The organism is Luteimonas viscosa, from assembly GCF_008244685.1.
Lineage (GTDB): Bacteria > Pseudomonadota > Gammaproteobacteria > Xanthomonadales > Xanthomonadaceae > Luteimonas > Luteimonas viscosa.
In genome coordinates, this window is record NZ_VTFT01000001.1 from 2702396 (window position 1) to 2721324 (window position 18929).

An 18929-nucleotide genomic window follows, 5' to 3' on the forward strand; every position below is an offset into this window, starting at 1 on the left:
CTGCTAGAGTGCCCGCATCCGCGTTCCCGGAGCGAACATGGCCGCACCGCCTCCGATGCCCGCCGCCTTCCTCGGTCACGGCAGTCCGATGAACGCGCTGGAGCGCAACCGCTATACCGCGGCCTGGCGCGCGTTCGGCGCCTCGGTGGCGCGGCCGCGCGTGATCCTCGCGGTGTCCGCGCACTGGTACGTCAACGCGCTGGCGGTGACGGCGATGCCGAGCCCGCGCACGATCCACGATTTCTACGGGTTCCCGCAGGCTTTGTTCGACGTGCAGTACCCGGCGCCGGGCCTGCCCGACCTGGTCGGCGAGATCGCCGAACTGGTGAAGCCCGACCGGGTGGGCGCCGACATCGACGGCTGGGGCATCGACCACGGCACCTGGTCGGTGCTGGTACACGCATTCCCCGAAGCCGACGTGCCGGTGGTGCAGCTGTCGATCGACGCGCGCAAGCCGCTCGAGTGGCACCTCGCGCTCGGTGCCAGGCTGGCGGCGCTGCGCGAGCGCGGCGTGCTGGTGCTCGGCAGCGGCAACGTGGTCCACAACCTGCGCGCGATCGACTGGACGCAACCCGATGGCGCGTTCGACTGGTCGCGCCGCTTCGACGAGCGTGCGCGCGAGCTGATGCGGGAGCGGCCGCACGACGTGCCGTCGCTGGCCTCGCATCCCGACTACCGCCTGGCGGTGCCGACGGCGGACCACTTCCTGCCGCTGCTGTACCTCGCGGGTCTGGCGGCCGCCGCGCAACGGCCGGCGCAGACGCTGGTGGACGGCTACGCCTACGGGTCGCTGTCGATGACCGCGTTCACGCTGGATGCGCAATGCCCGGACGCCGCGTCGCAAGGCGCCGGCGCCGCGCCGATCGACACCCGACTGCCGCCGGAGGATGCGAACGTCTGATTCAGCCGCGTTCGCGTGCGATCGCGCGCCAGCCGATGTCGCGCCGATGGAACGCGCTGGCCCAGGAGATCGCGTCGACGCCGGCGTAGGCGTTGCGCTGCGCATCGGCCACCGAACCGCCGAGCGCGGCCACGCACAGCACGCGGCCTCCTGCGCTGACGACGCGCCCGTCGGCGTCGAGCGCGGTGCCGGCGTGGAACACCTTGGCGCCTGCGGGCACCGCATCGAGGCCGGAGATCGGCTCGCCGGTCACCGGCGCCTCCGGATACGGCCGTGCCGCCATCACCACGCCCAGCGACGGACGCGGATCCCACTGCGCGGCCACGCCATCGAGCCGGCCTTCGATCGCGGCCTCCACCAGGTCGACCAGGTCGGACTGCAGGCGCAGCATCACCGGCTGTGTTTCCGGGTCGCCGAAGCGCACGTTGAACTCGATCACCTTCGGCGCGCCGGTCGCATCGATCATCAGCCCGGCGTACAGGAAACCGGTGAACGGCACGCCGTCGGCGGCCATGCCGGCGACGGTCGGTTCCACCACCTCGCGCATCACCCGTGCATGCACCTCGGGCGTGACCACGGGTGCGGGCGAATACGCGCCCATTCCGCCGGTATTGGGACCGGTATCGCCGTCGCCGACGCGCTTGTGGTCCTGCGAGGTGGCCATCGGCAGCGCGGTGACGCCGTCGACGATGGAGATGAAACTGGCCTCCTCGCCTTCGAGGAACTCCTCGATCACCACGCGCGCGCCGGCTTCCCCGAAGGCGTTGCCCGACAGCATGTCGCGCACCGCGTCCTCGGCTTCCTCTGGTGTCGTCGCCACGATCACGCCCTTGCCGGCGGCCAGGCCGTCGGCCTTGACCACGATCGGCGCACCCTTGTCGCGCAGGTAGGCCAAAGCGGGCTCGACCTCGGTGAAGACCGCATAGAACGCGGTCGGGATGCCGTGGCGTGCGAGGAAATCCTTGGCATAGGCCTTGCTGCCCTCGAGCCGGGCGGCGGCCGCGGTGGGGCCGAAGATGCGCAGGCCCGCGTCGCGGAAGCGGTCGACCACGCCGGCCACCAGCGGCACTTCGGGTCCGACCACGGTCACCGCCACGCCCTCCTCGCGCGCCAGCCGCAGCAGGCCGTCGATGTCGGCGACTCTGACCGCCGCATTGCGGCACTTCGCCTCCGTCGCGGTGCCGGCGTTGCCCGGTGCGACGATCACTTCGTCCACGCGCGGGGACTGGGCCAGCTTCCAGGCCAGGGCGTGCTCGCGGCCGCCGGAACCGATGACGAGGATTTTCATGGAGGCGTGATTCGCGGATCCTGATGCGTGGTCGGGAGGGGCGTCGTGGAACGTGCCGCGGGTCGTACGTCGTTTCGAACCGGTACTCGCGGGTCGCCGCGCAGGCGTGCTAGTGCCGGAAGTGGCGCACGCCGGTGAACACCATCGCGATGCCGTGCTCGTCGGCGGCGGCGATCACCTCGTGGTCGCGCATCGAGCCGCCGGGCTGGATCACCGCCCTGATGCCGGCCTCGGCCGCGGCGTCGATGCCGTCGCGGAACGGGAAGAAGGCGTCGCTGGCCATCACCGAGCCCTCGACCACCAGGCCGGCATCGCCAGCCTTGATCCCGGCGATGCGCGCCGAGTACACCCGGCTCATCTGTCCGGCGCCGACACCGATCGTGCGGTGGTCCTTCGCGTACACGATGGCGTTGGATTTCACGAACTTCGCCACCTTCCAGGCGAACAGCAGGTCCGTGAACTGCGCCGCGGTCGGTGCGAGCTTCGTCACCACCTTCAGCTCGTCGCGCGTCACCACGCGGTCGTCCGCGGTCTGCATCAGCATGCCGGAGCCGACGCGCCGGGTGTCGATGAAGCCCTGCGACGCCGGCGCCAGCGGAATGCGCAGCACGCGCACGTTGGCCTTCTTCCTCGCGACCTCGAGCGCGCCGTCCTCGTAGTCCGGCGCGATCAGCACCTCGACGAACTGGCGCTCCAGGATCACCTTCGCGGTCGCCGCATCGAGCCTGCGGTTGAAGGCGATGATGCCGCCGAAGGCGCTGGTGGGGTCGGTGGCGTACGCCAGCTCGTAGGCATCGCCGCAGGCGGCGCCGACCGCGACCCCGCAGGGATTGGCGTGCTTGACGATCACGCAGGCCGGGGCGTCGAACTGGCGCACGCATTCCCAGGCCGCGTCGCTGTCGGCGATGTTGTTGAAGCTCAGTTCCTTGCCCTGCAGCTGCACGAAGGTCGCCAGCGACCCGGGCGCGGGATACAGGTCCCGGTAGAACGCGGCGCTCTGGTGCGGGTTCTCGCCGTAGCGCAGGTCCATCACCTTGTGGAAGGTGCCGTTGATCTGCGCGGGGTAGCGGTCCCGCACGGGGACGGGCGTGGAGGCGTCGTTGATCGAAGACAGGTAGTTGCTGATCGCGGCGTCGTACTGCGCGACCCGGTTGAACGCGGCTACCGAGAGCACGAAGCGCGTGCTTGCCGACAGCGCGCCGGCGTTCGCATCGAGTTCGGCCGCCAGGCCGGGGTACTGCGAGGGGTCGGTCGCCACCGCCACGCGCGCGAAGTTCTTGGCCGCCGAGCGCAGCATCGCCGGGCCGCCGATGTCGATGTTCTCCACCGCTTCGGCAAGGGTGCAGTCCGACTTCGCGGTGACCGATTCGAACGGGTACAGGTTCAGCACCAGCAGGTCGATCGCCGCGATCCCGTGCTCCGCCATCACCGCGTCGTCGGTACCGGCGCGGCCCAGCAGCCCGCCATGGACCACCGGATGCAGGGTCTTGACGCGGCCATCCATCATTTCCGGGAAGCCGGTGGCCTCCGACACGTCCTTCACCGCCAGGCCGGCGTCGCGGAGCGCTTTCGCGGTGCCGCCGGTGGACAGCAGTTCGATGCCGCGCGCGGCCAGCGCGGTGGCGAGTTCGATCAGCCCGGTCTTGTCGGAGACGGACAGCAGTGCCCGGCGCACGGGCAGGAGGTCGGAGGTCATCGCGGGGACGGAAGCGGGAAGCGAGGGCGGAATTATAGGCCGCCGTGCGTGGCCCCGACTCAGGCGATGCCGTATTCGCGAAGTTTCTTGCGCAACGTTGCGCGATGGATGCCGAGCATGGTGGCCGCGCGGCTCTGGTTGCCGTCGCAGTGCTCGAGCACCTCCAGGAACAGCGGGATCTCGAGCTCGCGCAGCGCGACCTGGTAGAGATTGTCGGCATCGCTGCCGTTGAGATCGCCGAGGTAGCGGCGCACCGAGTTGGCGACATGCTCGCGCAGTGGAGCGCGCGACGCGCTGCGCGGGTTGGGTTCGGTGTGTTCGACGGTATTCAATGGGGCGCCCGGTGCAACCTGGCGAGGGCAGGCGGGACCGGCCCTCGCGGGCGAACGAGTCTAGCGCCATGCGGTCGCAATGGACAATGCGAATTCGACCAATGGACCACGCGCGGCTGCGTCCGCGTCGGCGGGCTAGTGGCCGAAGTCGAACGCGAACGAGACCGTCGCGACGGATGGCTCGCGGATGTCCAGTGCGATGTCCGCCGTCTGTCCCGGCGCGATCGGCGCCGACGTCGTCGCACCGCGATATTCGTCCGCCCCGAAGGCGCGCGCGGCGACGGCGCGGCCCTCGACATCCGAGAGCGTGAGCAGCAGCGTCGGCCAGGCCTGCGGCCAGCGGGCGTCGTTGCGGAACGTGGCGCGCACGCGCAGCGCGCCTGGTACCTCGGGATGCGGGCGGACCTCGCGTGCGACCAGCACGAACGCGGCCGGTTCGCGCCACGGTGGGAGGCTGCAGCCGAACACGCCGCAGGTCGCCGCGACGAGCGGACGCCAGCGTGCGTCCGCCGCGAGCCGCGCGCGGTCGGCGAGCAGGACCTGCAGGCCGAGCAGCAGGGCCAGCGCCACGATCGCGAGCATGCGCCAGCGACGCCGCGCGCGACCGGAATCCGTCGCGGCGGGCGCCGTGGCCGACAGGAACCCCGGTCCGGTCGTCGTCGGGGCCGCGGGGACGTCCCCCGGGGCGACCGGTTCGTCCGCACGCGGAGAAGGCGGCGGCGTGTCGCCGGGAGGGGAAGGGGCGGCGGCCGCCTGCGGGTCGGTCGGCTCGGCGTCTGCGCCGGACACGGTTTCCGGGGCGCCCGCGGTCGGCGGCGGTGCCACCGGGGCCGGCGGCACGCGGGCGGCTGACGGAGCCGGCCCGGGCGCGTCATCCGCCTCGCCGGTAGCCACCGGTCCCCGCGCCGGCGGGTCGTTCACGGGATCCGGCGTGCCGGCCGGGCGGGCCGAGGCGGCAGGCGGGAGCGGATCGGCGGGGGGCGAAACGGCCGCGACCGCCGCAACCGCCGACGTAACGGTCGACGCGACGGCATCGTGCCCGGTGCCGGTGCCGGTGCCGGTGCCGGTCGGCGGCGACGCGGCCGGTTCGGCCCGCCTCAGCGACCCCGCACAACGCGGGCAGCGCTCCGGCGGCAGGTCGGTCGCCGGATCGGTCGCGACCAGCGCGTTGCAATGCCGGCAGTTGATGAACATGGCGCTATTCAATCACGCGCGGACGCCGGCCCGCCGTGTCGCGCGTCACCGGCGGACGCCATCGATGCGCACCCAGTCGCCCTCGTGTGCGACCGCGAGATCGTCGAACCACTCGGCGTAGCGCTCGAGCAGTGCGGCCTGCTGGCCGTCGAGGATGCCCGACAGCGCGATGCGGCCGCCCGGCGCGGTGCGCTCGGCCAGTTCCCCGGCGAGCGCATCGAGCGCGGCCGCCAGGATGTTCGCAACGACCACCGGGTAGGGGCCTGCCGGCGCCGCCGCGGGTTCGAACACCGGCAGGACCTCGCCCACGCCGTTGCGCGCGGCGTTGTCGCGGGTCGCCAGCAGCGCCTGCGGGTCGTTGTCGACGCCGTCCGCACGCGCCGCGCCGAGCTTGAGCGCCGCGAGCGCGAGGATGCCGCTGCCGCAGCCGAAGTCGAGCACCTGCCGGTCATGCAGCAGCCCGTCCGCGGCCAGCGCGTCGAGCCATTGCAGGCACAGCGACGTGGTCGGGTGCGTGCCCGAGCCGAACGCGAGGCCGGGATCGAGCCGGACCACGGCGGCATCGGGCGTGTCGGCTTCCGCCGGCAGGTCGTGGTTCCAGGGCACGATCCAGGTGCGCGCGCCGAACCGCAGCGGGTGGTACTGGTCCATCCAGGCGCGCTCCCAGTCCTGGTCGGCGACGTGCCGGAACGTGGCGCCGGTCCAGTCCAGCGCCGGATCGAACGCGTCGAGCGCGGCCAGCAGGAGCAGGGCGTCGGCATCGTGCGCGAACAGCGCGGTGAGCGCGACCGAATCCCACAGCGGGGTCTCGCCCACCCCCGGTTCGAGGATCGCGTGTTCGTCGTCGGTATCGGCGGCGGCATCGAGCATCGTCACCGCCAGCGCGCCGACATCCTCCAGCGCGTGCTCGCGGCGCGGCTGCTCGGAGGCACGGCAGCGGATGGTCAGTTCGAGGAATGGCATGGCGCCAGTCTAGCCGCCGCATCCGCAGCCGAGGCTCGCGGGGCGCTCCCGTATAATGTCCCATTGCGTCGGGCCCGGCCCCCCCAGGCACCGCGCCCTCCCGACGACGATCCGCCCCGATGCGCGAAGACGCCCCGCTGCCGTCAGGCCAGTCCCGATGGTTCGATTCCGGCTGGTACCGGATCGCGACCGCGTGGCCGGAAAGCGCGGGCGCGGCGCCGAAGATCCTGCTGACGCGCGAGGGCGCCGGGGACAGCGAGCGGGTCCGCGAACAGGTCTATCCGATGGACGTGGCGGCCGGCGTGGCCGAGGGCATCGTCGCGATCGCGCAGGGGCATTACCTGCTGCGGCTGGCTCCGGACCCTGCGGGCGGTTTGCGGGTCGAACGGGTCGAACGGGTCGAACGGGTCGGGCGGCGGGCAGCGCTGCAGGCAATGTGGTCGTCCCTGTCGGCAGCGGGCGGCGGCGGTCGCGCGCGGCGATGGGCCGGCGCCCTTCCGAATCTCCTGGCGGGCCTCCTGCGGGGCCCGCGTGGGCTGGCCAGCGCGCTGGTCGACGAATACCGCAGGCACCTGTTCCTGCGCGGGCACCGCCAGCTGGGAAGGCGCACCTTCCCGTACCGGCATGCGCCATGGCCGGCCTTCTCCGAGGAGGCGTTGCTGGTCCCCGCCGGGCGCGACGCGCGATCGCAGGCGGGGGCTTCGCTGTCCGTGGAGCACGTGGACGCCGGCTGGGCGCTGCGTCGCGCGCTCCCCGGGCAGCCGATCGAGGCGGGCTGGTACCGCCTGCGCCTGACCTGCCGCGGAGTCGATGGCCAGGTGCACCCGCTGTTGCTGCAGCCCGGTCCGGGCCAGGGGCCAGCGACCGGACGTGGCGTTTTCCTGTCCGACGAGGCACAGACCGGCTCCTGGGACCTGCTGGTGATGTTCGACGCCCCGGTCCCGTCGCTGTGGCTGGGATCGGCGTGGCGCCAGGTGGAACTGCGGGTGGCATCGCTGCAACTGGTCCGCGTCGGGCGCCTGCGCGCGCTGTGGGCGCTGTTGCGGGGCGTGTCGACGAGGGGGACGATGGCCGCGGAAGTCGTCGGGTTCCTGCGCGAAGCGGCCGCGCCGTCGGGTTGTCGGGGGCGGCGGATGCCCTGCTGCGTCGCTACAACCTCCGCCATGACCTCCGCCCCGATGCGTATGCGGCGTGGGTCCGGCACTTCGATTCGTTCGACGGATCGGACCTCGCTGCGCTGCGTTCGCGGGCGGACACCCTGGGCCGGGTGGTGGAATTCTCGGTACTGGTGCCGGTCTACAACACGCCCGAGCAATGGCTGCGGCGTTGCATCGAAAGCGTGCTCGCGCAGGCCTATCCCCACTGGCAACTGTGTCTCGCGGACGATGCCTCCAGCGATCCCGCGGTGTCCCGGGTGCTGGAGGAATACGCGGCGAAGGATCCGCGCGTGCGCGTGGTGCGGCGCGAGCGCAACGGGCACATCGCGCGGGCGTCGAACACGGCGCTGGAGATGGCGACCGGTGCGTACGTCGCGCTGCTCGACCATGACGACGAGTTGCGGCCGCACGCGCTGCTCGAGATGGCGCAGGCGATCGCCGGCGACCCCGCGCTGGACCTGCTCTATTCCGACGAGGACAAGCTCGACGGGGACGGCCAGCGCTTCGATCCGTACTTCAAGCCCGACTGGGACCCGGACCTGCTGCGCAGCCAGAACTACGTCTGCCACCTGAGCGTGATCCGGACCTCGCTGGTGCGCGCGGTGGGCGGATTCCGGCCGGGTTTCGAGGGCAGCCAGGACCACGACCTTGTCCTGCGCTGCAGCGAACGCATCGACCCGGCGCGCATCCGCCACATCCCGAAGGTGCTGTACCACTGGCGGGCGATCGAGGGCTCGACCGCGCTGACCCGCGATGCCAAGGACTACGCCGCCGCGGCCGGCGTGCGCGCGGTGGACGAGCACCTGCGCCGATGCCATCCGGGCGCACGCGCGGAGGAACTGTCGCATGGCCACTACCGCGTGCGGTGGCCGTTGCCCGAGGCGGCGCCGAAGGTCAGCCTGCTGGTCCCCACCCGCGACCGGGCCAACCTGCTGAGGACCTGCGTCGAGAGCATCTTCGAACGCACCGACTATCCCGACTTCGAGGTCGTGGTGATCGACAACCAGTCCAGCGAACCCGACGCGCTGCAATACCTGGCCGAACTGGACCGGCGCGATCGCGTGCGCGTGCTGCGTTTCGACGCGCCGTTCAACTATTCGGCGATCAACAACTGGGCGGCCGGGCAATGCGACGGCGCGGTTCTCGGGCTGGTCAACAACGACATCGAGGTGCTCTCGCGGGAGTGGCTGAGCGAGATGGTCTCGCACGCCGTGCGTCCCGGGATCGGGGCGGTCGGCGCGATGCTGTACTACCCGGACGACACCATCCAGCACGCCGGCGTGGTGCTGGGCGTCCACGGCGTCGCCGCGCACGCCTATTGCGGCATGCCGCGCGGCTACCCCGGCCACGGCGGGCGGGTGCGTGTCGCGCAGCGGCTCTCGGCGGTCACCGGGGCCTGCCTGGTGGTGCGCCGCAGCGTGTTCGAGCAGGTCGGTGGGCTGGACGAATCGCTGCAGGTGGCGTTCAACGACATCGACTTCTGCCTGCGCGTACGCGAGGCCGGCTATCGGAACCTGTGGACGCCATTCGCCGAGCTGTACCACCATGAATCGGCGTCGCGCGGCTCGGAAGACACCGAGGAGAAGCGCGCACGCTTCGTCGGGGAAGTCGAGGCGATGCTGCATCGCTGGAGCCCGCAGTTGCGGTGCGATCCGGCCTACAACCCGAACCTGTCGCTGTCGGGCCTCAACTCCGAATACGCGTTCCCGCCCCGGCTTTGACGTGCGTGCGCGACGTCTTTTGCGGTTGAGGTGCCCGGATCCGCCTCGAGTGCGCTCGAGGTTCGCCGGAATGCAGCATTGCGGCCGGTTGATCCAGTTTTTACCCCGCAGGCGTCACAATGGCGTCCGACCCTGACCCGAACGGAGATCCCCCGTGGCCTTCACCCTCCCCAAGCTGCCCTACGCCTACGACGCGCTCGAGCCGCATATCGATGCGCAGACGATGGAGATCCACCACACCAAGCACCACCAGACCTACATCAACAACGCCAATGCCGCGCTGGAAGGCACCCAGTGGGCTGACAAGTCGGCCGAGGAGATCATCGCCGACCTCGACGCGTTGCCCGAGGACAAGCGAGGTCCGCTGCGCAACAACGCCGGCGGCCATGCCAACCATTCGCTGTTCTGGACCGTGATGTCGCCCAAGGGCGGCGGCCAGCCGAGCGGCGACGTCGCCAAGCACATCGACAGCGACCTCGGCGGCTTCGACGCGTTCAAGGAGGCCTTCACCAAGGCGGCGCTGACCCGCTTCGGCAGCGGCTGGGCGTGGCTGTCGGTCGACAGGTCCGGCAAGCTCTCGGTCGAGAGCAGCGCCAACCAGGACAACCCGCTGATGAAGGGCGTGGGCTCCGGCAATACGCCGGTCCTGGGCCTCGACGTGTGGGAACACGCCTACTACCTGAAGTACCAGAACCGCCGCCCGGACTACATCGCCGCGTTCTACAACGTGGTCGACTGGAACGAGGTGGAGCGGCGCTACCAGGAGGCGGTGAAGGGCTGAGTCCAGACCCCGTCGTGGTGATTTCGATTCCGGCCGCGCGAGCGGCCGGAATGCGTTGCGGGGCGTGAGTTTCCCGGTTTCCCGTTCAACCGGGGCGTCGGGAGCGGCTCGTCGCTCCTATGCCGCACGCCGCGCGCGCGCGATCTTCCTGGCGATCGGGCAATCGGGCCGGTGCGCGCCGGGCAGGTAACCCAGGCTCATCAGGAATTCGCCGGTGATCTCGCCGCCGGTGAAGCGGAAGGTCTGCCTGAAGAGCTTCACCCACGAGGCCTTGTCGCGCGGCTTGCCGGATTCATCGTGGACGTTGGCATCGAGCCATCGGGCGAAGCCGCCGTGGGAGGCACGCAGGCCGCGGACCACCTTGGCATTGTGGATCGCGGCGGCCACCTTGAGGCGGTTGCGGATGATCCCCGGGTCGGCCAGCAGGCGTTCGGCGTCACGGTCGCCGTAGGCGGCGACGGTGTCGACGTCGAAGCCGGCGTAGGCGCGGCGGAACCCCTCCCGCTTCTTCAGGATCGTCTCCCAGCTCAGGCCGGCCTGGTTGATCTCCAGCAGCAGGCGCTCGAACAACGCCGATTCGTCGCGCTGCGGGAACCCGTATTCGGTGTCGTGGTAGGGCCCGTGCACGGGATGACCCGGGGCGATGTCGCAGTAGCCGCTCATCGCACCAGCATAGCGGGCGCGACCCCGGGGCGGCACCGGGTTGCCCCGGCTCCCGCGTCCGCGCCAACATGGAGGCTTCGCGCATCACGGGCTTCGCCATGGACATCGCAGACCGCCGCATCGCCACCGTCCACTTCACGCTGCAGGACGAGCAGGGCCAGGCCATCACCTCCACCCATGGGCATGCGCCGCTGGTGTACATGCACGGCACCGGCAGCATCATGCCCGGCCTGGAACAGGCGCTGGCCGGCAAGGCGCCGGGCGACACCTTCCGGGTGACGATCGCGCCGGAGGCCGGTTTCGGCCCCCGCCACGATGCGCTGGTGCAGACGCTGCCGCGCGACAGGCTGCAGGCCTCGGTGGAACCGGCGGTCGGCGCGAAGCTGACCGCGCAGACCGCGCGCGGGCCGCTGGACGTGGTGGTGACCGCGGTCGATGGCGACGCGATCACGGTCGACGGCAACCACCCGCTGGCCGGGCGCACGGTCGAGGCGCTGGTGGAAGTGGTGGACGTGCGCCTGGCCACGCCCGAGGAACAGCAGTTCGGCCTCGCCTGAACACCTGCCTGCCCGTGGGCGCGCCGCCGCGGCGCAGGGCCTAGAATGGCCGCATGCCCTCACTCTCGTCCTCGTTCGCGAACCAGCTGCTGATCGCCCTGCCGACGCTGGCCGATCCCGGCTTCGCGCGCACGGTGGCGCTGATCTGCCAGCACGACGACGACGGTGCGATGGGGGTGGTGGTGAACCGCGCCTCCGACTTCACCCTGGGCGAGGTGCTGCGGCAGATGGGCATCGCGTCCGACGATCCGGAGCTGGTGGAGCAGCGCGTGCTCGCGGGCGGCCCGGTGCATCCGGAGCGCGGCTTCGTGCTGCACGACGGCGCGAGCACCTGGGATTCCACCCTTGCCGTCGCCGCGGACCTCTCGGTGACCACCTCGCGCGACATCCTCGAGGCGATCGCATCCGGCGAAGGGCCGGCGAACGCCACGGTCGCGCTCGGCTGCGCCGGCTGGGGGGCCGGCCAGCTGGAGTTCGAACTGACCGAGAACAGCTGGCTGACCGCGCCGGTGCGGCAGGAGATCCTGTTCTCGCTGCCGCTGGACCAGCGCTGGCAGGCGGCGGCCGGCGAGATCGGGGTCGACCTGATGCGCATCGCGGGGCACGTGGGGCACGCATGAGCGCGGACACGATCCGCGTCGACGGCACGGTGCTGGGCTTCGACGTGGGCGCGCGCCGGATCGGCGTAGCGGTGGGGAGCGCCTACGGCCATGGCGCGCGCGCGCTGGCGGTGGTCGACGTCCACGGCGAGCAGGTGGATTGGGCGGCGATCGACCGCCTGCACCGGGAATGGCGCCCGGACGGGCTGGTGGTCGGCGACCCGATGACCCTGGAGGGTGGCGACCAGCCGATCCGCGCCCGCGCCCGTGCCTTCGCCGCCGATCTGCAGGCGCGCTACCGCCTGCCGGTGGTGCTGATGGATGAGCGTGCCAGTTCGATCGAGGCGGCGCAGCGCTTTGCCCTGGACCGCGCGCAGGGACGACGCCGGCGCCGCGACGCGGCGGCGCTCGACGCGGTGGCGGCCGCGGTCATCGTCGAACGCTGGGTCGCCGCGCCGGGCGACGCGACTCCGCTCTAGGCCCCCGCGCACCGCGGCGAGGCGAGCCGCGCGCACGCCCCGGCGGGTGATGCAGCGGAGGCGCCCCCGACTGCTACGACGGGGGCGATTTGCCCGACAATACGGCCATGACCGACCAGCTCGATGCCGACGGCCGCCTGCGCCACCTCCTCACCCTCGAAGGCCTGCCGCGCGCGACCCTGTGCGCGCTGCTGGAACGCGCCGACGGCTTCGCCGGAGGCGCCGACGCGCGCGGCGCCCTGGCCGGGAGCGCGGTCTGTACCCTGTTCTTCGAACCGTCCACGCGCACACGCCTGAGCTTCCAGCGCGCCAGCCAGCGGCTCGGCGCCGACGTACTCGGCTTCGACGCCGCGACTTCGTCGACCACCAAGGGCGAAACCGCGCGCGACACCCTGAAGAACATCGAGGCGATGGGCGTGCGGGGCTTCGTGGTGCGCCACTCGATCGACGGCGAGGTGGCGGATCTCGCCGCCGCGGCCAACCCCGGGACCGCGCTGGTCAATGCAGGCGACGGCCGCAGCGCGCATCCCACCCAGGGCCTGCTCGACATGCTGACCCTGCGCCAGGCGCTGGGCGAGGATTTTTCCCCGCGTCGCTTCCTGATCGTCGGCGACCTCCGCCATTCGCGGGTCGCGCGCTCGGACCTGCACGCGTTGCGCACCCTCGGTGCCGGCGAGATCCGGGTCTGCGGCCCGGCCGCGCTGCTGCCCGCCGACGCCACGCTGGAGGGCTGCATCGTCAGCCACGACCTCGACGCGGCGCTCGACGGCGTCGACGCGGTGATGATGCTGCGCCTGCAGCGAGAGCGCATGGAGGAAGGCCTGGTCGCCTCGCTCGACGACTACCATCGCGACTACGGCCTGACCCGCGAACGCCTGCGACGCGCTTCGCCCGCCGCCGTGGTGCTGCATCCCGGGCCGATGAACCGCGGCGTCGAGATCACCGACGAGGTCGCCGACGGCGCGCAGTCGCTGGTCCTGCGGCAGGTGGCGAACGGCGTGGCGGTGCGGATGGCGGTGCTGGAGGCGCTGCTCGCCTGACCAAGCCAGGGCTGGCGGATCCGCGGCGCGCGTTGCGCGAGCACGTCGCTGCATCCAGCAACGCGGGACCGGTCGGCACGGGTGCAGGCTGAGGCCGCCGCCGGGTTCCATCCATGCGTCGTGAACGCGGACGCCCGACCGGCCGACTCCGCGCCTATTTCAGGTTCTTCTCCCACGTGAGGGGGCCGGGCCAAGTTCCCGGAGATTGGACCCGGGCTTGCTGCCGGGGTCGTTCCGGGCCGGGGTTGCTACTCGGATCTGTCAGACCGCTGCGCGGCCAAAGCCACTACGAGCCGCGTCCTGGCGCCCGGGGAGCGCGCCAAGCAAAAAATGGATGTTCTGCGCGCGAGTCAGGGCAGGGTGAGCGTGGGTCGCTCGCGCGGCACGCTGCGCATCCGCGCGAACGCACGGCGCTCTGCGCCGGGCCGGGCCGCACAGCGGCCCTGACCGGGCGGAAAGCGATCCCCGGGCGCCAAGGCGCGGCGGCGATCGGAAGTCCGGACGGGGAGTTCTCCATCGCAGATCACTTCTCCCCCACATGGGAGAAGAACCCTATTTCAATCGCATTGCGTTCGGTTGCCGCTGCGCGAACAGCCAGGCCCACAGTTCCGGCGTGGCATAGGCCGGGTCCCAGCTGTTGTGGTTGGCATCGGGAAATTCGGTGTAGCGCACGTCGGCCGCACCGGCGGCGCGGAACGCGGCGTCGAGCCGCCGCGAATACTCCGGTGGCACCAGGTCGTCCTGTGCCCCGTGGAAGATCCAGACCGGCATCCCGCGCAGCCGCTGCGCCACCGCGGCATAGGGATCGACCTCATCGGCAAGCCCGGTGACCGCCATCGACGGCCGCCGCGGATGCACCAGCCCGCCGCAGACGGGTACCACCGCCGCGAAGCGGTAGGACTGGCGCAACGCCAGTTCCCAGGCGCCGTAGCCGCCCATCGACAGTCCGGTCAGGTAGGTGCGGTCGGGATCGCCGCCGAACTCGCGCGTCGCCGCGTCGAGCTGCGCGAACGCGACATCGGCGAGCTGGTTCCACTCGCTATCTTCCGGGGCCTGCGGGAACACGACGATCGCCGGGAAATCTTCGGCCCGGGACCGCACGTAGGGTCCCAGCCCGACCGCGACCTGGCGCCGGTTGTCGTCGCCGCGCTCGCCGGAGCCGTGCAGGAACAGGACCACCGGCGCCTTGCCCGGCGCGGCCGCGCGTGCCGGCACGAAGACCTGGTAGCGATGCACGCGGCCGTCGACCGCCAGTTCGCGCTCGAAGAATTCGCCCCGCTCCCCGCGCTGTGGCGCAGAAGCGCAGCCGGCGAGCATGGCGGCCAGCATCAGACCTCCGAGGGTACCCAGGCGCATGGGCGTGCTCCGGTTGGCATCAGTGCAGCAGGATAACCGTGGCCAGTCCGAGGAAGCTGAAGAACCCGATCACGTCGGTGACCGCCGTCACCACCACCGTGCCGGCGACCGCCGGGTCGACGCGCATGCGCTTGAGCAGCAGCGGCAGCAGTACGCCGGCCAGGGCGGCCGAGCAGAAGTTGATCACCAGCGCGGCGGCGATCACCAGCGACAGCGACCAGGAGCGGAACCACAACAGGGCGACCAGGCCGACCAGGCCGCCGATCAGCAGGCCGTTGATCAGCGCCACGCGCAGCTCCTTCCACAGCAGGATGCCGGCGTTGCTGGCGCCCACCTGGCCCAGCGCGATGCCGCGCACCATCAGCGTCAGCACCTGCACCGCCGCATTGCCGCCGATACCGGCGACGATCGGCATCAGCACCGCGAGGGCGACGATCTGCTCGATGGTGGCGTCGAACTGGCCGATCACGCCGGCGGCCAGGAACGCGGTGAGCAGGTTGATGCCCAGCCACACCACGCGTCCGCGCACGGCGCGCCGGATCGGCGAGAACAGGTCCTCGTCCTCGTCCAGGCCGGCGGCGCCCAGCGCCTGGTGCTCGGCCTGCTCGCGGATGATGTCGACCACGTCGTCGACGGTGATGCGGCCGAGCAGCACGTTGCCGTCGTCGACCACCGGCGCGGAGACCCAGTCGTTGTCGGAGAACTGGCGCGCGACCTGTTCGGCCGAGGCGTCGACGTGCAGCGATTCGAGCTCGTCGTCCATCAGCCGGTTGATCGGCGTGCCCGGGTCGCGGGTGACCAGGTCCTGCAGCGCCACCCAGCCGATCAGCTGGTGGCGGCGGTTGACCACGTACAGATGGTCGGTATGGTCGGGCAGTTCGCCGCGCAGGCGCAGGAAGCGCAGCACCACGTCGACCGTGGTGTCGGCGCGCACCGTCACCACGTCCGGGTTCATCAGGCGCCCGGCGGTGTCCTCGGGATAGGACAGCACCTGCTCGAGGCGCTCGCGGTTGTCGCGGTCCATCGAGCGCAGCAGCTCGTCGATCACCGCGTCGGGCAGGTCCTCGACCAGGTCGGCGAGGTCGTCGATGTCGAGGTCCGACGCCGCGGCGACCAGCTCGTCCTGGTCCATGTCCGCGATCAGGCTTTCGCGCACCTCGTCGCCGACGTGCACCAGCACCTCGCCGTCGTCCTCCGGATCGACCAGGCCCCACACGACCATGCGCTTGTCGGGCGGCAGCGATTCGAGCAGGTTGCCGATCTCGGCAGGCGCCAGGGTGTTGACCAGGCGCCGCACCGGGCCCAGGCGGCCGCTGTCGAGCGCGTCCGACAGCAGGCGCAGCTGGCGCGCGGTCTTGTCGTGGCGGACGGCTTCGGCCATGCGCGCGGCTCCGGTGGGCGAAGGGCTGCCGCGCCGGAAGACGCGGCGGATCAGGCGTTCATGCGCGCATTATCGCCCGCCGGCCGGTCGATGCCCACCCTCGCGTCGCCCCGTGAGGCGATGGCGCACATGCGCCGCCAGGCGGACGCACCAGGCATCGGGCAGCAGGGGGCGGCTAGGACGCTGCCGGTGGCACGCGTTGCAGCCAGCGCAGGATCGCCTCGCGGTCTCGGCAACGCAGCAGGGCCGACGCCGACGCGCGCAGCGCGTCGAGCCGCTGCGCGCGGACCGCGCGCCGTACTTCCAGCATCGTCGCCGGATGCAGGCTGAACTCCTCCAGCCCCAGCGCCAGCAGCAGCGGCGTCAGCAGCGCGTCGCCGGCCATCTCGCCGCACACGGCGACCGGCTTGCCGCGCGTGCGCGCGGTGCGTATGACCTGGTGCAGCAGCCTGAGCATGGCCGGGTGCAGCGGCGAATAGAGTTCGCCCAGGGCATCGTTGCCGCGGTCGGCGGCGAGCAGGTACTGGGTCAGGTCGTTGGTGCCGATCGAGATGAAATCGACGTCGCCGATGAAACAGGGCAGCGCCAGCGCCGCCGCGGGGACCTCGATCATCGCGCCGAACGGCACGTGCTCGGCGATCTCGTGGCCTTCGCTGCGCAGGTCGCGGGCAATGCGCCTGAGCAGGGAGGCGACTGCGACCACCTCCTCGCGGCCGCTGATCATCGGCACCAGGACCCGCAGTGGACCGTAGCCGGAGGCGCGCAGGATCGCGCGCAACTGGGTCTCGAACACGTCCGCGCGCGCCAGCGACAGGCGCACGCCGCGCAGCCCGAGCGCGGGATTGGGTTCGTCGCTCAGCGCCAGGCCGGTGCGATCGGCCTTGTCGGCGCCGATGTCCATGGTGCGGATGGTCACCGCGCGCCCGGTCATGCCCAGCACCACGTCGCGGTAGGCGCGGAACTGTTCCTCCTCGTCCGGCAGCTCGCTGCGCTGCAGGAACAGGAACTCGGTGCGGTACAGGCCGACGCCGGCTGCGCCGAGCGCGTGCGCGCTGGTCACGTCCTCGCGCGACTCGGCATTGGCCCAGAGCCGGATGTCGACGCCGTCGAGCGTGCGCGAGGGTTCCCGACGCAGCCGATGCAACTGCTTGCGCTCGCGCTTTTCCTCGCGTACGCGGGCGCGATAGTCGCGCAGGTCGGCGGCATTGGGCTCGACGATGATCTGGCCGCTGCCGCCGTCCACCAGCAGCACGTCGCCGTCGTTGACCTGCTGCAGCGCGAGCGGGGCGCCGACCACCAGCGGCAGGTGCAGGCTGCGCGCGAGGATGGCGCTGTGCGACAGCGCGCTGCCGCCGGCGGTGACCACCGCCATCACCCCCTGTGCCTGCAGCTGGCTCAGCTCCGCGGGCGCGACGGTGTCGGTGACCAGGATCTCGCCGGCCACTCCCTGCAGGTCGGCCTCGCGCTTGTGCAGCATCGCGTGCACCCGGCCGATGACGTGGTCGATGTCCTCGACGCGGCTGCGGAAGTAGGGATCGTCCATGCCCTCGAACACCGCCGCCAGCCGGTCGCGCTGCAGGCGCAGGGCGTAGTCGGCGCCGTAGCGGCCCTTGCGGACCAGGTCGTCGAGGCCCTGCAGCAGCTCCGGATCGTCGAGCAGCAGGGTGTGCAGGTCGAGGAACTCGCCGACCTCGTGCGCGAGCGCGCCGTGCAGGCGTTCGCGCATGTTGCGCATTTCCACCCGCACCGCGTCGATCGCGGTATGCAGCCGCCGCAGCTCCGCCTCGACCGCGTCGGCGGCGACGTGTTCCTCGGCGACTTCCAACGCATGCGGCAGCCGGACCCGGGCACGTCCGAGGGCATTGCCCCGCGATGCGCCATGGCCGGCGAGGGGGTGCCGCATCTAGGGCCGGCCGCCGGGGTCGGAACCGGCCGGGTTGCGGCGGACCGCAACCGGACGCAGCTGCAACCGCGTCATCGTTCGGGCATGTAGCGACATACTTTCCTCATCCTTCCTTGCCACGCACGGCCGTTCGCGTGGGCGATCCCGATGGCGCTGGCGGTCCCTAGCCGCCCTCGTCGAATTTGCGTTCGAACAGCGCGGCCGCGGCCTCCATCGCGGCGGCTTCGTCCTCGCCCTCGATGCGCAGCACCACGCTGGTGCCGTACCCGGCGGCGAGCAGCATCACCCCCATGATGCTCTTGGCGTTGACCTCGCGGCCCTTGGCGACCAGGGTCGCGTTGCTGCGATACCCCGACAGGACCTGGACCAGCTTGGCGGTGGCGCGCGCGTGCAGGCCGAGCTTGTTGGCGATGAGCAGTTCGCGTTCGGTCATCATCGGCCTCAGGCGTCGCCGAGGATCACCCCGTTTCGCGCGCCCGCGGCGGCGATGGCGGGGAGTTCCTCGAGGGGGAGTTCAGCATAATTCATCACCCGCAGCAGCATCGGCAAGCTCAGTGCGGAGACGCGGCGTGACGGTGTGCCCAGTCTGGACAGGCGGGCGGCGAGGTTGCTCGGGCTGGCGCCGTAGAGGTCGGTCAGGATCAGCACGCCGTCGCCGCCGTCCACCCGGCGCATCGCGGCGCTGGCCTGCGGCAGCAGGGCGTCCGGGTCGGCCTCGAACGGCACCTCGAACGATTCCAGCCGCAGCGGCAGGTTGCCGCGCAGCATGCCCGTGGCCACCGCGACGATCGCGCTGCCGATGCCCGAGTGGGTGAGAAGGAGGATGCCGACGGCCATGCCGCCAACTTAGCAGACGGCGGTGACACCCGGTTAGCGACGACCGCCAGGCGACCCGCATCCGGTGCCCGCCGCGCCGGC

Annotated in this window: 18 protein-coding genes; 7 read left to right on the top strand and 11 right to left on the bottom strand. The window is 71.5% G+C overall.

Features of this window, described 5'->3' with window-relative positions:
- Positions 1-37: 37 nt before the first annotated feature.
- The gene (ygiD, locus tag FZO89_RS11855) at positions 38-901 is read left to right on the top strand and encodes a 4,5-DOPA-extradiol-dioxygenase (RefSeq protein WP_262378636.1); all 864 of its coding nucleotides are present in this window, start codon (positions 38-40) and stop codon (positions 899-901) included.
- A 1-nt stretch (position 902) separates the two neighbouring features.
- Here the strand turns inward: ygiD and purD are convergent, their stop codons facing one another.
- The 5 genes from purD to prmA all read right to left on the bottom strand — a co-directional run bounded on the left by purD (position 903) and on the right by prmA (position 6374).
- Complete coding sequence (gene purD / locus FZO89_RS11860; RefSeq protein ID WP_149103446.1) at positions 903-2189, bottom strand: phosphoribosylamine--glycine ligase; 1287 nt, start codon at positions 2187-2189, stop codon at positions 903-905.
- Between the two features lie 109 nt (positions 2190-2298).
- The gene (gene purH, locus FZO89_RS11865) at positions 2299-3885 is read right to left on the bottom strand and encodes a bifunctional phosphoribosylaminoimidazolecarboxamide formyltransferase/IMP cyclohydrolase (protein ID WP_149103447.1); all 1587 of its coding nucleotides are present in this window, start codon (positions 3883-3885) and stop codon (positions 2299-2301) included.
- Positions 3886-3944: 59 nt separating this feature from the next.
- Entirely contained in the window at positions 3945-4217 is a 273-nt protein-coding gene (fis, locus tag FZO89_RS11870) for a DNA-binding transcriptional regulator Fis (protein ID WP_149103448.1), read from the bottom strand.
- A 135-nt stretch (positions 4218-4352) separates the two neighbouring features.
- Positions 4353-4799 (bottom strand): DUF3426 domain-containing protein, encoded by a 447-nt coding sequence (locus tag FZO89_RS11875; RefSeq protein WP_149103449.1) that lies wholly within the window; start codon positions 4797-4799, stop codon positions 4353-4355.
- 657 nt (positions 4800-5456) lie between these two features.
- Positions 5457-6374, bottom strand: a complete 918-nt coding sequence (prmA, locus tag FZO89_RS11880) for a 50S ribosomal protein L11 methyltransferase (RefSeq protein ID WP_149103450.1) — start codon at positions 6372-6374, stop codon at positions 5457-5459.
- A 1117-nt stretch (positions 6375-7491) separates the two neighbouring features.
- On the opposite strand from prmA, the gene FZO89_RS11885 reads away from it, so the two are divergent.
- On the top strand, positions 7492-9252 hold the full coding sequence (locus tag FZO89_RS11885) for a glycosyltransferase family 2 protein (RefSeq protein WP_262378637.1): 1761 nt from the start codon (positions 7492-7494) through the stop codon (positions 9250-9252).
- A gap of 154 nt (positions 9253-9406) precedes the next feature.
- Positions 9407-10033, top strand: coding sequence for a superoxide dismutase (locus FZO89_RS11890; RefSeq protein ID WP_149103452.1), 627 nt, complete (start codon positions 9407-9409; stop codon positions 10031-10033).
- 117 nt (positions 10034-10150) lie between these two features.
- Here FZO89_RS11890 and FZO89_RS11895 read toward each other — a convergent pair whose 3' ends face one another.
- The gene (locus FZO89_RS11895; RefSeq protein ID WP_149103453.1) at positions 10151-10696 is read right to left on the bottom strand and encodes a DNA-3-methyladenine glycosylase I; all 546 of its coding nucleotides are present in this window, start codon (positions 10694-10696) and stop codon (positions 10151-10153) included.
- Positions 10697-10794: 98 nt separating this feature from the next.
- Here FZO89_RS11895 and FZO89_RS11900 point away from each other — a divergent pair, with 98 nt between their 5' ends.
- From FZO89_RS11900 to FZO89_RS11915, 4 genes are all read left to right on the top strand, one after another.
- Positions 10795-11253: an FKBP-type peptidyl-prolyl cis-trans isomerase gene (locus FZO89_RS11900; RefSeq protein ID WP_149103454.1), complete on the top strand. Its 459-nt coding sequence runs from the start codon at positions 10795-10797 to the stop codon at positions 11251-11253.
- A 53-nt stretch (positions 11254-11306) separates the two neighbouring features.
- Positions 11307-11873 (top strand): YqgE/AlgH family protein, encoded by a 567-nt coding sequence (locus FZO89_RS11905; protein ID WP_149103455.1) that lies wholly within the window; start codon positions 11307-11309, stop codon positions 11871-11873.
- Positions 11870-12331 (top strand): Holliday junction resolvase RuvX, encoded by a 462-nt coding sequence (gene ruvX, locus FZO89_RS11910; protein WP_149103456.1) that lies wholly within the window; start codon positions 11870-11872, stop codon positions 12329-12331. Before FZO89_RS11905 ends, ruvX begins: the two co-directional genes overlap by 4 nt.
- 107 nt (positions 12332-12438) lie before the next feature.
- Positions 12439-13371 (top strand): aspartate carbamoyltransferase catalytic subunit, encoded by a 933-nt coding sequence (locus FZO89_RS11915; RefSeq protein WP_149103457.1) that lies wholly within the window; start codon positions 12439-12441, stop codon positions 13369-13371.
- A gap of 552 nt (positions 13372-13923) precedes the next feature.
- On the opposite strand, the gene FZO89_RS11920 is transcribed toward FZO89_RS11915, so the two are convergent.
- The 5 genes from FZO89_RS11920 to FZO89_RS11940 all read right to left on the bottom strand — a co-directional run bounded on the left by FZO89_RS11920 (position 13924) and on the right by FZO89_RS11940 (position 18848).
- Positions 13924-14727, bottom strand: a complete 804-nt coding sequence (locus FZO89_RS11920) for a carboxylesterase family protein (RefSeq protein WP_149103458.1) — start codon at positions 14725-14727, stop codon at positions 13924-13926.
- Between the two features lie 19 nt (positions 14728-14746).
- A complete protein-coding gene (mgtE, locus tag FZO89_RS11925) occupies positions 14747-16108 on the bottom strand; it encodes a magnesium transporter (RefSeq protein WP_149103459.1) in 1362 nt (453 codons plus the stop codon).
- A 175-nt stretch (positions 16109-16283) separates the two neighbouring features.
- Positions 16284-18011: a phosphoenolpyruvate--protein phosphotransferase gene (ptsP, locus tag FZO89_RS11930; protein ID WP_149103460.1), complete on the bottom strand. Its 1728-nt coding sequence runs from the start codon at positions 18009-18011 to the stop codon at positions 16284-16286.
- Between the two features lie 163 nt (positions 18012-18174).
- Positions 18175-18444 (bottom strand): HPr family phosphocarrier protein, encoded by a 270-nt coding sequence (locus tag FZO89_RS11935; protein ID WP_149103461.1) that lies wholly within the window; start codon positions 18442-18444, stop codon positions 18175-18177.
- Between the two features lie 8 nt (positions 18445-18452).
- Positions 18453-18848, bottom strand: a complete 396-nt coding sequence (locus tag FZO89_RS11940) for a PTS sugar transporter subunit IIA (protein WP_149103462.1) — start codon at positions 18846-18848, stop codon at positions 18453-18455.
- Positions 18849-18929 lie beyond the last annotated feature (81 nt).

Coding starts and splice junctions, on each gene's coding strand:
- FZO89_RS11895 (WP_149103453.1), bottom strand. CDS start 10,696: ATGAGCGGCTACTGCGACATCGCCCCGGGTCATCCCGTGCACGGGCCC.
- FZO89_RS11940 (WP_149103462.1), bottom strand. CDS start 18,848: ATGGCCGTCGGCATCCTCCTTCTCACCCACTCGGGCATCGGCAGCGCG.
- FZO89_RS11875 (WP_149103449.1), bottom strand. CDS start 4,799: ATGCTCGCGATCGTGGCGCTGGCCCTGCTGCTCGGCCTGCAGGTCCTG.
- FZO89_RS11915 (WP_149103457.1), top strand. CDS start 12,439: ATGACCGACCAGCTCGATGCCGACGGCCGCCTGCGCCACCTCCTCACC.
- FZO89_RS11900 (WP_149103454.1), top strand. CDS start 10,795: ATGGACATCGCAGACCGCCGCATCGCCACCGTCCACTTCACGCTGCAG.
- mgtE (WP_149103459.1), bottom strand. CDS start 16,108: ATGGCCGAAGCCGTCCGCCACGACAAGACCGCGCGCCAGCTGCGCCTG.
- ygiD (WP_262378636.1), top strand. CDS start 38: ATGGCCGCACCGCCTCCGATGCCCGCCGCCTTCCTCGGTCACGGCAGT.
- FZO89_RS11935 (WP_149103461.1), bottom strand. CDS start 18,444: ATGACCGAACGCGAACTGCTCATCGCCAACAAGCTCGGCCTGCACGCG.
- ruvX (WP_149103456.1), top strand. CDS start 11,870: ATGAGCGCGGACACGATCCGCGTCGACGGCACGGTGCTGGGCTTCGAC.
- purD (WP_149103446.1), bottom strand. CDS start 2,189: ATGAAAATCCTCGTCATCGGTTCCGGCGGCCGCGAGCACGCCCTGGCC.
- purH (WP_149103447.1), bottom strand. CDS start 3,885: ATGACCTCCGACCTCCTGCCCGTGCGCCGGGCACTGCTGTCCGTCTCC.
- prmA (WP_149103450.1), bottom strand. CDS start 6,374: ATGCCATTCCTCGAACTGACCATCCGCTGCCGTGCCTCCGAGCAGCCG.
- ptsP (WP_149103460.1), bottom strand. CDS start 18,011: ATGCGGCACCCCCTCGCCGGCCATGGCGCATCGCGGGGCAATGCCCTC.
- FZO89_RS11905 (WP_149103455.1), top strand. CDS start 11,307: ATGCCCTCACTCTCGTCCTCGTTCGCGAACCAGCTGCTGATCGCCCTG.
- FZO89_RS11920 (WP_149103458.1), bottom strand. CDS start 14,727: ATGCGCCTGGGTACCCTCGGAGGTCTGATGCTGGCCGCCATGCTCGCC.